This window comes from Thalassospira sp. MCCC 1A01148 (assembly GCF_001613795.1).
Classification (GTDB): domain Bacteria; phylum Pseudomonadota; class Alphaproteobacteria; order Rhodospirillales; family Thalassospiraceae; genus Thalassospira.
In genome coordinates this window covers 18541-33494 of record NZ_LPVZ01000019.1, presented here as the reverse complement: position 1 = coordinate 33494, position 14954 = coordinate 18541, and the positions used below count along the sequence as shown (strand labels likewise).

Annotated in this window: 11 protein-coding genes; 9 read left to right on the top strand and 2 right to left on the bottom strand. The window is 55.3% G+C overall.

The annotated features are described in order from the left end of the window. Positions 1 to 165 precede the first annotated feature (165 nt). Both AUQ43_RS08030 and mgtE read left to right on the top strand, forming a co-directional pair. Positions 166 to 2457: an NADP-dependent malic enzyme gene (locus AUQ43_RS08030; protein ID WP_062956023.1), complete on the top strand. Its 2292-nt coding sequence runs from the start codon at positions 166 to 168 to the stop codon at positions 2455 to 2457. A 178-nt stretch (positions 2458 to 2635) separates the two neighbouring features. Continuing rightward, positions 2636 to 4039, top strand: coding sequence for a magnesium transporter (gene mgtE / locus AUQ43_RS08025; RefSeq protein ID WP_062955753.1), 1404 nt, complete (start codon positions 2636 to 2638; stop codon positions 4037 to 4039). Between the two features lie 84 nt (positions 4040 to 4123). Here the strand turns inward: mgtE and AUQ43_RS08020 are convergent, their stop codons facing one another. Further along, positions 4124 to 6748: an EAL domain-containing protein gene (locus AUQ43_RS08020; protein WP_062955752.1), complete on the bottom strand. Its 2625-nt coding sequence runs from the start codon at positions 6746 to 6748 to the stop codon at positions 4124 to 4126. Positions 6749 to 7141: 393 nt separating this feature from the next. On the opposite strand from AUQ43_RS08020, the gene AUQ43_RS08015 reads away from it, so the two are divergent. Then, complete coding sequence (locus AUQ43_RS08015) at positions 7142 to 8533, top strand: class I SAM-dependent RNA methyltransferase (RefSeq protein ID WP_062955751.1); 1392 nt, start codon at positions 7142 to 7144, stop codon at positions 8531 to 8533. Positions 8534 to 8712: 179 nt separating this feature from the next. Next, complete coding sequence (locus AUQ43_RS08010) at positions 8713 to 9765, top strand: hypothetical protein (RefSeq protein WP_062955750.1); 1053 nt, start codon at positions 8713 to 8715, stop codon at positions 9763 to 9765. Positions 9766 to 9821: 56 nt separating this feature from the next. Here AUQ43_RS08010 and AUQ43_RS08005 read toward each other — a convergent pair whose 3' ends face one another. Continuing rightward, on the bottom strand, positions 9822 to 10337 hold the full coding sequence (locus AUQ43_RS08005; protein ID WP_062955749.1) for an SH3 domain-containing protein: 516 nt from the start codon (positions 10335 to 10337) through the stop codon (positions 9822 to 9824). A gap of 199 nt (positions 10338 to 10536) precedes the next feature. On the opposite strand from AUQ43_RS08005, the gene AUQ43_RS08000 reads away from it, so the two are divergent. From AUQ43_RS08000 to AUQ43_RS07980, 5 genes are all read left to right on the top strand, one after another. Continuing rightward, positions 10537 to 11523, top strand: coding sequence for a D-glycerate dehydrogenase (locus AUQ43_RS08000; protein WP_062955748.1), 987 nt, complete (start codon positions 10537 to 10539; stop codon positions 11521 to 11523). Between the two features lie 150 nt (positions 11524 to 11673). Further along, the gene (locus AUQ43_RS07995; RefSeq protein ID WP_062955747.1) at positions 11674 to 12087 is read left to right on the top strand and encodes a hypothetical protein; all 414 of its coding nucleotides are present in this window, start codon (positions 11674 to 11676) and stop codon (positions 12085 to 12087) included. Between the two features lie 126 nt (positions 12088 to 12213). After that, the gene (locus AUQ43_RS07990) at positions 12214 to 12900 is read left to right on the top strand and encodes a fumarylacetoacetate hydrolase family protein (protein ID WP_062956022.1); all 687 of its coding nucleotides are present in this window, start codon (positions 12214 to 12216) and stop codon (positions 12898 to 12900) included. A 77-nt stretch (positions 12901 to 12977) separates the two neighbouring features. After that, positions 12978 to 13775 (top strand): exodeoxyribonuclease III, encoded by a 798-nt coding sequence (xth, locus tag AUQ43_RS07985; protein WP_062955746.1) that lies wholly within the window; start codon positions 12978 to 12980, stop codon positions 13773 to 13775. Between the two features lie 194 nt (positions 13776 to 13969). Next, positions 13970 to 14803, top strand: a complete 834-nt coding sequence (locus AUQ43_RS07980; RefSeq protein WP_062955745.1) for a hypothetical protein — start codon at positions 13970 to 13972, stop codon at positions 14801 to 14803. The last annotated feature ends 151 nt before the right edge of the window (positions 14804 to 14954 follow it).

Below are 14954 nucleotides of genomic sequence, written 5' to 3'. Positions count from 1 at the left end.
CCGCGTTGAAAATTACGCAATGCAGCCCCTTGGCAGAGAATGACACTGAATGCTTCAACAGCGGACCAAACTCATTTAGTCTACCGGTCCCACTAGAGTGAATGATCAGGATTTAACCGATTCACGGTTAATTTATGTAAATACCTGAAATTTAAAGGTATTATGATGGCAAATAGAAATGACAAGCTGCGCGAAGCAGCTTTGGACTATCACCGGTATCCCACCCCGGGGAAATTGTCCGTAACGGCAACCACCACCCTTGCAAACCAGCGTGACCTAGCCCTGGCCTATTCGCCGGGCGTTGCGTTTGCCTGCGAAGAAATCGTCAAAGACCCGGATACCGCAGTTGACTACACTGCGCGCGGCAATCTGGTTGGTGTGATTTCGAACGGTACGGCGGTGCTGGGCCTTGGCCCGATTGGCCCGCTGGCGTCCAAGCCGGTGATGGAAGGCAAGGCGGTTCTGTTCAAGAAGTTCGCCAATATCGATGTCTTCGATCTTGAAGTGAACGAAACCGACCCGCAGAAATTTATTGATATCGTTGCGGCGCTGGAGCCGACTTTCGGGGGTGTTAACCTCGAAGACATTAAGGCCCCCGAATGCTTCATCATTGAAGAGGCATTGCGCAAACGCTGCAACATTCCGATTTTCCACGATGACCAGCACGGCACGGCGATTTGTGTTGCGGCCGCAGTCCTCAATGGTCTGCGTGTGACCGGCAAGGATATCAACAAGGTCCGCCTTGTAACATCAGGTGCCGGTGCAGCGGCCTTGGCGTGTCTGAACCTTCTGGTTTCCATGGGCCTGCCCAAACACAACATCACGGTCACTGACCGGTTTGGCGTGGTCTATAAGGGCCGGGCCGAGGAAATGGATCCGTGGAAAGCCGAATACGCCATTGAAACCAATGCACGTACGCTGAGTGATGTGATCGAGGGGGCTGATATCTTCCTTGGTCTTTCGGCACCGAACGTGATGGGTGAGGACGAACTGCGCAAGATGGGCGAAGGCCCGATCATCATGGCGCTGGCCAACCCGACCCCGGAAGTTTCCCCGGAACTGGTCAAGGAAATCCGCCCGGATGCGGTCATGGCGACCGGCCGCACGGATTACCCCAACCAGGTCAACAACGTACTTTGTTTCCCGTTCCTGTTCCGCGGCGCGCTTGATGTCGGCGCGACCGAGATCAACGAGGAAATGAAGATCGCCGCCGTCGAGGCGATTGCCGATCTGGCGACAGCCGAAGTTTCCGATATCGTGGCAACTGCCTATGGCGGTGAGGAGCTTAAATTCGGTCCGGAATATCTTATCCCGAAGCCGTTTGATCCGCGCCTGATGCTGGAAATCCCGCCGCGTGTTGCCAAGGCTGCGATGGATAGCGGTGTTGCCAAACGCCCGATCGAGGATTTCGACGAATATCGCCAGCAGCTTGAAGGGTTTGTCTTCCGGTCCGGCCTTGTCATGAAGCCGGTCTTTGATGTGGCGCGCTCACACAAGAAACGCGTTGTTTATCCCGAAGGCGAATCGCGCCGCGTTCTGCAGGCCTGTCAGGTGCTTGTCGATGATGGCATTTGCCATCCGGTGTTGATCGGGCGTCGCGAAGTCATCCTTGAACGGATTACCGAACTTGGCCTGCGTCTTGTCCCCGACGAGCAGATCGAAATTCATGATCCCGATGACAACCCGCATTTCGAGCAGGACTGGCAGGACTTCCACAACATCATGGGCCGCCGGGGGATCAACCCGGAATATGCCCGTGCAATCGTGCGTACCCGTCCGACCGTGATTGCGGCCCTGATGCTGCGTCGTGGTGAAGTCGATGCGATGCTGTGCGGTTGTCAGGGCGGCTTCCTGCGCCATCTGCGCTATGTCCGCAATCTTGTCGGGCTGCGCAAGGGGGTTACCGACTTCTCGACCGTCAACATGATGATCATGAAGCAGGGGACGTTCTTCCTGACCGATACCTATGTGTCGGTGGATCCGACCCCGGAGCATGTCGCAGAAACCGCCATCATGGCGGCAGACGTGGTCAAGCGTTTCGGTATTACGCCAAAGGCCGCTTTGATTTCGCATTCCAACTTTGGCAGCCATGAAAACAAATCGGCCTGCAAGATGCGTGATGCGCTTCAGCTGATCAGAACGCAGGCCCCGGATCTTGAGATCGAAGGTGAAATGCATGCGGATGCAGCCATTTCGCAACCGATCCGTGACCGGATCTTCCCGCATTCGATGCTGAGCGGTTCGGCCAACCTTTTGGTCATGCCGACCCTTGATGCAGCCAACATCTCGTATAACATGGTCAAAATGTTGGGTGACGGGCTTCCGGTCGGGCCGATCCTGGTCGGTGCGGCGAAGGCTGCCCACGTTGTCAGCCCGTCCATTACCGTGCGTGGCATCGTCAACATGACGGCGATTGCCGTGGTTGACGCCGTGACACGGAATCAGGAAGGTCAGTAAAACGTCATCTCATCGCGCCCCGCCTTGATTGCGGGACGAGGTGACCTGCCATCGCGCTCTTGACCAAGTCATTGTGATGGCGCAGAAACAGCCGTGTCGGGCATTGGAACCAAAAGCCCGGCACGGCGTTTATCTTGTGCAGAAAGAGACGGCGGCACATTAATTCAGGGAGGGGCAGATGACAGGTCAAGTCGAAGAACTCGACCGTCCGGCGGATACGTCCTCCGGCGATGAATATGTCGATCTGACTCCCGAATATGCCCGCGAAATTTTTGACGCCCTTGGCGAAGAAGAGGGTAGCAAGGCCGCCGATCTTCTGGCCGAGTTGCACTTTGCCGATATTGCTGACTTGCTTGGTTGGGCCAGTTCCAGCCAGCGTGAACAGCTTGTCGACCTGATCCGGCCGGACTTTGACCCGGAATTCCTTACTGAACTTGATGATGAACTTCGTGAAGAGGTCATTGGCCTGCTTGGCACCGACGTGGTGGCCGAGGCGATCACCGAACTTGATTCGGATGACGTGGTCGAGGTCATCGAGGACTTTGACGAAGACGAGCAGCGCGAACTTCTTGGCGCGCTTTCGGATATCGAGCGTGCGCGTGTTGAAGAGGCGCTGTCCTATCCGGAATACACCGCCGGTCGTATCATGCAGCGCGAGCTGGTGGCGATCCCGGATTACTGGTCTGTCGGGCAAACCATTGATTTCCTGCGTTCGGCCAAAAGCCTGCCCGAAGATTTTTACGACATTATCGTTGTTGATCCGCGCTATAGCCCGGTGGGCATTGTTCCTCTGTCGCGCGTGATCCGAACAAACCGCCCAGTGCTGATCCGCGATGTCATGGAATCTGAGGAAATGCGCACGGTCGTCGTGACCGAGGAGCAGGAAAACGTCGCCCATCTGTTCCGTCAGCGCGACCTGATTTCTGCGCCGGTTGTTGATGATAGCGGTCGACTGGTCGGTGTGATCACGGTTGATGACGTCGTTGACGTTATTGACGAGGAATACGAAGAAGACATGATGCGCCTTGCAGGTGTCGGTGAGGAGGATGACCTTTCAAGCGACATCCTTGCCACGACGCGGTCGCGCTTTACATGGCTTCTGGTCAATCTTGGGACTGCTGTACTGGCATCGCTTGTCATCGGCATGTTCGAAGGCACGATTGAAAAGCTGGTTGCCCTGGCGGTTCTGATGCCGATTGTCGCATCCATGGGCGGGAATGCCGGTACCCAGACCCTGACGGTTGCCGTGCGCGCCATCGCAACGCGTGAACTTTCCAGTACGAACGCATGGCGTGTTATTCGCAAGGAAGTTGCCGTCTGTGGTTTGAACGGCCTTGCCTTTGCTTTTTTGTCCGGGGCGGTAACGTGGTTTTGGTTCGATGATATGATGCTTGGCGGTGTCATCGGGGTTGCGATGATCATCAACCTGTTGTTTGCCGGGCTTTTCGGGGCATTGATCCCGCTTGGTCTCGAACGTGCGGGCATTGACCCGGCCGTGTCGTCCTCGGTCTTTTTGACCACTATTACCGATGTGGTCGGCTTCTTTGCTTTTCTTGGATTGGCGGCGGTCTTTTTGCTTTAAGCATGCAAGTCTGAACAGTAAACCCCCGCAAGCGATACCGTTGCGGGGGTTTTGTTTGTTTCAGATGTCAGCTTAGCCAGAACTCTAGCCAGACCCTTTGTCATCTGACGGGCCCGGTGTTGCCTTGGGGGCCGGTTGGGGCTTGTTTTGCTGGATCAGGAGTTCTGTTGTGTCGGCCGCATCACGTGGTGCAGACAGCAAGAAGCCCTGTATCTCGTCACATTCGGCAGCCTGCAATGACGCCATCTGTTCCTCGGTTTCCACGCCAACGGCCACGACCTTGCGATTGAGGCTTTTACACAGTCGAATTGCCGGTTGCAGAACGCTGTTTTCGGGTTGTTCATCAAGGGCCACGCTGAACAACGACTTGGACAGTTTGATCCGTTGCACCGGGAAGCGCTTTAGATAGCGAAGCGATGTGTTGGCTGCTGCGAAGTGGTCCAAGGTCAAGCCAATGCCGGCCTCGGCAAAGCGATAGAATTGACCAAGCGCACGTTCAGGGTCGCGCATGGCGATTTCCTCGGAAACCTCGATCTCGATCATTGCTGGATCGATTTCGTATTCGGAGGTCAGATCGGTGATGTTCTTGATCAGGTCGGCCTGAATGAACTGGCGGCTTGAGACGTTCAGTGCAATCGGTACCGGGGCATATCCCTGCTTGCGCCATTCGGCAAGCTGTTTGCAGACCGTTTCAATGATCCAGTGCCCAAGCGGTGACAACAGACCTGTGCGGTCGGCAACTGCGATGAAATCGGGCGGCAGACGACGTTTGCCGCTGTCATCAATCCAGCGCAGAAGCGCCTCAAACCCGGTAAGGTTGCGATCCGAGGTGCGATACCGTGGCTGATATTCAAGCACAAAGCGCTTTTCATCCACAGCGCGGCGCAATTGCGTTTCCATCGACAGGCGCGCATGCATCACGTTGTTCATCGTCTCGACAAAGAAGCAATAGGACGACTCAGCCGATTTCTGGGCGCGATACATTGCGGCATCGGCGTTGGCCATCAACTGCGATGGTGCGCGCGCATCATTGGGATAAAGGGCCACGCCAACGCTGACATGCAGGCGGATTTCGTCGCCCGTGGTGGTCAGGATCGGTTGCGACATCGCCTCGACCACGCGTTCTGCAACCAGTGCGGCACCCTCTGCTTCGGATAGGTCCGTGGCGATGATGGCAAACATATCGCCCGAGAACCTTGCACAGGTGTCCTTTTCGCGCACTGTCGCGCGCAGGCGACCGGAAATGGTGCGGAGCGTTTCATCGCCGACATCGGCACCAAACCGGTCGTTGATCGCCCGGAAGTTGTCGATATCGACCACCAGAACCGAAAGCAGCTTTTCATAGCGCTTGGCATGTGCAACCGCCTGGTTAAGGCGATCCTCGAACAGGGCGTGGTTGGGTAGGCCGGTCAGCGGGTCGTGCGTGGCCAGATAGCGCAGCCGGTTGACCGATGCGTTGGCCGCCGGATTATGATGCAGTGTGATGTCAACGCAGTCTGGATGTGTCGTCGATGGCTTCATCGCCAGATTGCAGACAACATGCACGCCCTCTGCACTGCGAACAATCCATTCACGACGCAGTTCCTCGTCACCGCGATTGATCGCCAGCAACATCTTTTCCTGTGAACGGCGCGACGCCGTGCCATCGGACTGGAATTCCGGTGCCAGATTATAAAAACGGATGAAGCCGTAGTCTTCTTCGCGCAGGTCAAAGAATTCGGCTGTTTCGGAAGACATTGATTTCAGATGACCGTCGAGCCTGGTAATCGACAGTGACAGGTCATTGATGTCATCCCCGACATTGATGTGATGAACCGAACGTCGCAGAGGGGCTTTTTGCCGGTTGGTCAGCAAGAACATGATGACCGTGAACAGAACCGTGGTCAGGGACCCAAATATCACGACCAGTTCAGGATGCACTGTGGTTTGCGCCAGTTTCGGATCAGCGATGACATCGACTTGCCATTGGCGGCCGACCACTTCGAAGGACACCGTACGTTGCAGGGTTTCATCGTCACCCTCGCCACGGATCTCGAACAGAACCGTATCGCCTTCGCGCACACGTACGGTGTAATCCTCGACCTGTTCGGTATTGATCACCGATGCCAGCATGGAGCGAATGCGAAACGCACCATTGATGATGCCAATGATTTCGCCGTCACTTCCAAGAACCGGGCTATAGGCGGCAAAGCCACGGCCACCCTGCATCAGTTCAAGGGTTGGCGTGATCTGGGTGCGGCGCTGATCAAGCGCAATATCAAGCACCGGGCCTGCCAGCGGATGGCGCTTCAGGTCGGCACCCATGGCCGGTACGTTGCCCTTGATTGGGGCAACATACAAAATGATGTAGTTCGGTGTGATCCAGTTGACGGCCTGCAGCGCAGGGAAGCGGCTTTGCAGGGGCGTTGCAACGGAGAGATATTCACGTTCGTCCTCTGGCGGGCCACTTTGCCAGTTATCGGCAAAGCTTTCGAGCACCGAGAGATTGTTGTTCACAATGGTCTTGACCTGCTGGGCTACGGAACTTGCCGTAATCTGACCTGCTGATTGAAGGATTGCCCTGCGATCATTCTCGACCGTGTTCCAAACGAGGTAGGTGACCGATGCGAAGAAAGCAGCCGTCAGAAAACCAGCCACCAACGCCCGCTTCTTGAGGCGTGACGTCTGTTTGGTTTCGTTTTCCTCCACGAGCTTGGCTTCTTCTTCCATGTCTCCCCCAACATAAACACGCTGCCTGATCCTCCCCGATCGGGCTGTGTGTAAAAAAAAACTGGCCTCACCAGAAACCATCGGCGAAGCCAAGCACAGCATTCGCGATGAACAAAACGGCGATGGCATTTCGCCGACAAGAAATCGGTACTATTATCTTATGGTGTTATTCTTACACGACTTTAAGGGGTTGGTCGCCTGCATTCACGGAATAATTTTGTTCGGGATCCGCAAAAAGTATTTCGGGACAGGGTATTGAGATAGACCAGAGGACAATAAATCAGCGTTAGCCCCTGTTCTGGGAACGTGAAGTGGTGTATCTCAGGCGGAAATCCGGCACCCGTATTCAATGCCGATTTATTGTGTGACAAAGTTCACCCCCAGAGAGAGTTCATGAAACACCATAACCGCAATCCCCGCGCCCGAGGGGGACGCAAACGTCAACCGTCCCGGCGCGATCCGCTGATCGGGTTTGAAGCAGACGTGACAGTCGAACAGATTGGTGCGCGCGGTGACGGGATCGCGCATGTCGCAGCACCCGATGGAAAGTCGGTTCTGATCTATGTCGATTGCGTCCTGCCCGGGGATCAAGTGCGTGTGGCGTTGCGTCAGAAGCGTGGCGATGGTTACGGGGCAGAGGTGGTTTCCGAAATCGCACGTTCCGACGGGTATAGTGCGCCGCGCTGTGCGCATTTCAAGGAATGCGGTGGTTGCGCCCTGCAACATATGAATGACGACGATTACCGCAGCTGGAAACGCGACAAGGCTATTGTCGCCCTGCAGCGGGCCGGTATTGACCCGCAAGATGCCGAAGGCCTTGTCGGGGATGTCGAAATATCACCACCTGCCAGCCGCCGCCGTGCAGGGTTTTCCGTGCATGTTGGCGCAACTGGCGTTTTTGTCGGATTTCACGGCCGGTTCAGTCACACAGTTCTGAATGTGCCCGACTGTGCCGTCCTGAGACCGGAATTGATGACGTTCCGCAAAGCGTTCGTGGCGTTTCTTGAAGCCTGCCCACCGGCGCAAGCGCGCGATATCAAGGAAGTCTTTGTTACATTGACCGATACAGGGTTGGATGTGCTGGTTCACGCCAGTAACGACCCGGATCTGGATATGCGTCAGGATCTGGCCGCGTTTGCAGATGACCAGAATATTGCCCGCCTTAGCTGGAAAACAGGCGATCGCCCTGATGAACCCTTGGCCGCACGTCACACGCCGGTTGTCCATTTTGAAAATATCGATGTTCCAATTGCGCCGGGCGGCTTTTTGCAGGCCACCAGTCACGGCGAAGAAGCACTTGTTCGTGCGATCAAGGCGGCCGTCGTCGAGATTGCGCCCAAGAATGTGGCGGATCTCTTTTGCGGTGTTGGGAGCTTTACATTTTCGCTGGCACTTGCAGGTAAGCGGCGTTCGGTAACCGCGGTTGAAAGTGACCCGCGTGCGGTAGAGCTGTTGCAATATGCTGTTGGGCAATCGGGCAGCCCGATCAAAGTGATGCGTCGCGATCTGTTTCGTCAGCCACTTGTGGGCGATGAGTTGACCGGCTTTGATCTGGTGGTGTTTGACCCGCCGCGTGCCGGTGCGTTGGCGCAATGTGAAGCCTTGGCCGCAGACGGGCCGGAATGGGTTATTGCAGTATCATGTAATCCAGCGACGTTTAGCCGCGACATGCGGGTGCTGCGCAACAGTGGCTACGAGATCGAAAAGGTCGTCCCGGTTGACCAGTTTCTGTGGTCATCTCATCTCGAAATATTTGCGATTTTGCGGCGCGGATCCAACGGTTAAGGGCCGTTTGCAGTCCAGATCGCTTTGGGGCTTAATTTTTATTCTCTGATATACTATACTATCAGCTGGAATTTCCGCCGGACACCAGGAAGGTCAGGTTGGCAAGGGATTGAAAACGTTCGATCCCTGTTGCCCAAGCAGCATGTAGTTGTTTTACCGGCTTGTTTGAGCGGAAAACGATGGAAACACTGGCCAGCCAGCTACCAATCTATACCAATACTGCGCGCACAATTGCGCCGCAGAACAGGTTGATTGCGTCTGACAGCAGCCAGTTCTCCGCTGAAAATCAGAATACAGATCGCAGCGCCGACTCGTTTCGCAATGCCGGTTATACCAGTGCCCAGCTGAATGGGTCGCTTGGCAGCGCTGGTGCACTACTTGGTCAGGCATCCAATGATCTTTCGCGGATCGGTGACGCGCTTGACGAGATTGATGCACTGGTCACGATCGCCGAAGAAAATAGCGATCTTTCGACGCAGCAGCGCGCGCAGTTGAATGCGCAGATCGAAGATTACCTGACCCGGATCGATGATATTGCCGCGAACAGCAGCTTTGAAGGGCGCGATCTACTGGCGTCCGACCAGACGATCACGCTTCAGGTCGGTACGGGGACATCATCGGATAACCGGATTGATATCGACCTGTCGGCATCAGGTTCCGAAGATTTGGCCACTGGCCTGTCAGAGATCAATGTTTCGGACAGTGCGGGCGTTTCAAATGCGCGAACGCTGGTGGACCAAGCACAGGAAGCCCTGCGTGATCGCGAAATTTCGGTGGCTGCAGATCAGGGCAGCCTGCGCACAGCACAGGACCAAAACCGTGTTTCTCAGGTTGCTGGTGAAAATATCGTGCAGGCGCAACTGGCCGCATCACAGACGTCCGGGCGCGATGACGCACAAGCACGTATTTCTGAAAATCTTCAGGCGTATCTGGGGGATATATCCACCCAGCTGGCCAGCCAGTCTGTGACGGTGGGTGGCTTTACCCTGCCTGAGCCGCGTCCCGACCCGCTTCCCGAGCCTGAGGAAAACACAATCCTCGATCCGGATGCGGAAGATGACGGCACGTCTGATGATCAGGAATTCCTGGCCCAAACCGGGCAGGGTGGCGCGACAGCTCAGCCGTTTGCTGCGCCGGCCTTTGGCGGATATGACAGCGGTGGCAATGGGACGTCTGCGGGTGGCGGTGGCGCCGAGCGTGCGGCGGCCAATCGGGTTTCTGTTGAAGTCTGACCCCCAGCCTGATCTGATTTCCTGATCTGATATTCCGAGGCCCGGGGCGGCTGATCCTAGCCTTCGATATTCTCGCCTTCATAGATGCCCCAAAATCCGTGACGGGGCGTCCATCCTTCGAAATCACCAAAGCGCAGCTGGCACCAGTCAACGCTGCTTGGGCAATCCTCGATGCTGCCGATTACGCTGGCTGAAACCATTGCGATCTTGCGCGCGTTTTTATCGGCTGCAGAGTATAGGGTGATGCTTTCATCGGTCACGATCACATGGCGCGATCCGATCAAAAGACTTTGATGAACCCAGCCCTCGCTGCCTTCCCAGTCACGGACCTTGCGCCAGGTATCAAACTCGGACACCACTTCCATGGGCATGTTGCGGCGATGATAAATCCAGACTTTCGGGTATCTAAGGCCGGGGCCGGCGCGCAGGAATACTTTGTCAGAGCGCAGTGCGACAAATCGCGGGATCGGAAGGCCCGATTCCTGTGCGCTGGCCACGATCGGTGCGGTCAGACTGCCCAGAATCGCCAATGCCATGAAGCGATACAGAAATTTGCGCAAAACCTGCGACATCTTGTTGGTATTCCTTTGGTTATTCGATTTGAACGGTTTTTGTGGAAACTCGCACTTGCGAAATAAAATTACAAAAAATGCGTCAAAATCCTTGCTTTTGTACCTTTTGGCATGGCATCACTGCGTTGCGGCAGGACACAAAATGCACCATGCCGTATTTTGTCTGAAAAAGAGTTAAAAGACCGCATAGGATCGGCACATGACCAAGAAAAAACCGCTTGTCGTCGTGACCCGGAAACTGCCGGAAGCGATTGAAACCCGCATGATGGAGCTGTTTGACGCGCGTCTGAATATCGACGATGCGCCGATGAGCAAACAGGAACTGATTGATGCGGTCAAGGAAGCCGATGTGCTGGTGCCGACGGTGACCGACAAGATTGATGCAGCGGTTCTCGCACATGCGGGCCCCAATCTGCGTCTGATTGCCAATTTCGGCACGGGTGTCGACCATGTTGATCTGCAAACAGCGCGTTCGCGCGGCATTACCGTGACCAACACCCCTGATGTTCTGACCGAAGATACGGCGGACATGACCATGGCGCTGATCCTGTCGGTATCGCGCCGCTTGGCAGAGGGCGAGCGTCTTATTCGCAAGGGCGAATGGGGTGGCTGGGGCCCGACCTTGATGCTGGGCCATCGTATCTGGGGCAAGCGCCTTGGCATTGTTGGCATGGGGCGCATTGGCCGTGCACTTGCGCGCCGCGCCAAGGGGTTTGGCTTGTCGGTGCACTACCACAACCGCCGCCGTGTTCATCCTGACATCGAAGAAGAACTCGACGCGACCTATTGGGAAAGCCTTGATCAGATGCTGGCCCATGTCGATGTCATTTCGGTCAACTGCCCGCATACGCCAGCAACCTATCACCTGCTTTCGGCGCGTCGTCTGAAACTGATGCAGCCGCATGCCATTCTGGTGAACACCGCGCGCGGCGAAATCGTGGATGAACCGGCCCTGACACGGATGCTGGCCGATGGCGAAATCGCCGGTGCCGGTCTTGATGTGTTCGAACATGAACCGGCGGTGAACCCGAAATTGCTTGAACTGCAAAATGCCGTTCTGTTGCCGCATATGGGATCGGCCACGATTGAGGGACGCGTTGACATGGGCGAAAAAGTCCTGATCAATATCAAGACCTTTGTGGACGGTCATACACCGCCAGACAGGGTTATTGAAGGATTGCTGTAATCCGGATTTCATAGCGATATCAAAGGGGTGATACTGGTTGTATCACCCCTCTTTTCTGCACTCCCCATATGTGGATGGTGCAATTTTCCCGATACCGGCATCTTTCCCGTGTTCAAACCAAACAGGTTTTCAATTTCGGGAAGTGCGCAAATGGTAAGGCTGATTGACAAGCCCACGACAGACCAGGATCAGATAACGCCAGTAAATGGTGACGTTGCGTCATGCCTTGCGACGCGCGAATTGAACCTGAGTGGGCCTTGTGTTGTGTCTGGCGTGCAAAGCCACCATGCCGAAGAACTGGTTTTTGTGCGGTCCGGAAATGCCGAGATCTGGGATGGTGAAGGCAATGTTTTTAGCGGCCGTGATTGCTGTGTTTCGTTAGCACGCGGGCAAAGATATCGTCTTCAGGTCAATGCAGGTGACACCGCCAAGCTTTTGATACTTACGGTGCCGGAGCTTGATGACCCGAAAAATCGCGAGATCCTGCAAATTGCCAAAGCCCGTGTCAGGGATATGATACTTAACGAGCAACGGCACTATTCCGCCTTTATGCCCAAGCGCTGAAAGATTTGATGCGGCCTCCTGACAATTCCTGACAGCAGAGGTGCGCCAAGTCGTTTTGGCCGTTTCATTCTGGCCCTTGCTTGTTTATGACTGATGCATACCACGCATAAACAACATGGGGTCATCATGAGCTTGATCTTTGACGCGCCTGCGCCGACGACCATTCCGGTTCAGGGAGCGGACGACTTTTTCCCGGTAAATCGCATTTTCTGCATTGGAAAGAACTATGCCGATCACGTGCGTGAAATGGGATCGGACCCGTCTGATACCCCGCCTTGCGTCTTCATGAAGCCAACCGATTGCCTTGTAGTGGGCAATGGCGACCTGCCGTACCCGTCGGGTACTGAGGATCTGCATTACGAGGGTGAACTTGTCGCAGCCCTTTCCAAAGGCGGCAAGGATCTGGACCGTGCGGCTGTCGAGGATGCGATTTTCGGGTATGCGGCAGGTCTTGATATGACCCGCCGTGACGTGCAGGCGGGCCTGAAGGAACGTCGTCTGCCCTGGGATATGGCCAAGTCCTTTGATGGGTGTGCGGCCATTTCCGCAATCCAGCCCAAAGCCGATGCGGGTCATCCGCATGCGACCAATCTGAAATTGTCGGTTAATGGCGATGTCCGCCAGAATGACACTACGGCCAAGATGATCTGGCCGGTTGTCGATGCGCTGATGCACCTTTCCACACTGATTGAACTCAAGCCCGGGGACCTTCTGTTTACCGGAACACCGGAAGGCGTCGGTCAGGTCGTTCGCGGTGATCGGATCGATCTGGCAATCGCCGAAGTCGCAGAACTGTCAGTGACCCTTAAATAGAACCTTGCAGGGACCAAGGGTTTGGAAGGTCATTCCCAAAGCCCGTCCTTTGAAGAAGAAAGAAAACGGAGCCCGTTTTGAAAATCGTAAGCTGGAACATCAATTCCGTCCGTCTGCGCATCGAACAGGTTGTCAAGTTCCTGGAAGAACAGCAGCCTGATGCGCTGTCCCTGCAGGAACTGAAATGTCCGGACGAGTATTTCCCCCATGACGCCTTTGAGGCCGCCGGATACGTTCACCGCCACAATCACGGCATGAAAAGCTATAACGGGGTGGCGATTGTATCGCGCCTGCCGTTTGCCGAAACCGACATCAAGCATTTTTGTGGCAAGGAAGATCGCCGTCACTGCATGGTGACGTTTGAGAACGGCGTTGAGTTGCATAACTTCTATATCCCGGCAGGTGGCGACGAGCCGGACCCGGCAATCAACGAAAAGTTTGCCCACAAGCTGTCCTTCATTGATGAAATGACCAATTGGTGGAGTGAGCGTCGCGCGGCCAACCCTGATCGCAAGGCGGTTCTGGTCGGGGATTTCAACATTGCCCCGTCCGAAAATGATGTGTGGTCGCACAAGCAGCTTCTCAAAGTGGTCAGCCACACGCCGGTCGAGGTCGAAATTCTTGAGAAATTCCGTCAGTCGGGTGATTTCATTGACGCTGTGCGCGACGTTGTTCCCGAACCGGAAAAGCTGTTTAGCTGGTGGAGCTATCGCGCGCGCGACTGGCGCAAAAGCAACAAGGGGCGTCGTTTGGATCATGTCTGGATGACGCCGAATATGGCCGGAACCGTTCGCACGGCGTCGGTTTATGATATTGCCCGTGATTGGGAAAAACCATCAGACCACGCACCCGTTGTGGTGGAATTCAATCTCTGAGTACCCGGATCATCCGAGATATCAAAACAGCGGATCAGGGAAGCCTAATCCGCTGTTTTGTCATGTGAAATAACTTGATTGTCTGGCCGATCAGCGCAACTCTTCTGATTGAACGATACCGGATGCGTACCCATTTGCACCCTAAGGGTTGAATTTCGCGTATTTTCGGTGAGGCACTACGCAGGAAACGGGCAATGAAAAAGATACTGATTGGTCTGGCCGTGATCATCGCTTTGGTCGTCGGGGCCCTCGTCTATGTTTACGTCAATCTTGATAACATCGTGAAATCCACCATCGAAGAGGCAGGCACGCGTGTGACGCTGGCCGATGTCGCGGTTGAAGGTGTGTCGATCGAACCAACGCAAAATACCGCGGCGATCAACGGGCTTGTGGTCGGCAATCCGGATGGGTTCAACACCGATTATGCGTTTTCGCTTGGCAATATCTCGGTCCGTCTTGATGGTTCGACCCTGACCAGCGATACGATCCGTATCATCGAAGTGGTGGTTGATCAGCCAAGTGTCATTTACGAACTGGGCAATGGCAGTTCAAACATCGCAACCATCCAGCGCAACGTCGAAGCCTTTGTTCAACGTGTTTCCGGCCCGACCGGGGCGGGTGGCGCTGATGGTGCAACATCTGGCGATGATGCCGCAGGTGGAACCAAAATCATTATCGACAATGTCTATGTCCGCAACGGTGACGTTGGTGTCTCGGCAGGCTTCCTGCAGGGCAAAAAGCTGTCGGCCAGCCTGCCGGAAATTCATCTGACCGATGTGGGCAAGGAAGAAGGTGGCGCGACCCCGGCCCAGGTTGCTGGTGAAATCCTGACAGCGATCAACACCGCCGTCTTCAAGGCCGTTTCGAGCCTGAATGTCGATGGTCTGTTGCAGGGTGTCGGTGATCTGGGCAAAGGCGTCGTTGGTGCTGTTGGTGGTGTTGCCAGCGGCGGAGGCACCAAGATCAAAGAAGGTACAGACGCATTGGGCGGTGCGGTCAAGGGGCTGTTCGGCGGGTCGTCGGAATAGAGCCGCAGTTAACCATACCAAGTTGATCTAATATTCGGCCCGGCGGATGGAAAACATGCGTCGGGCCGTTATACTTTTTGAACCGTTCACGGGCTCGATTTGCCGGTATTGCCATCGTTATTGGACGTTAGCGGTTTATGAAATTTCTCTA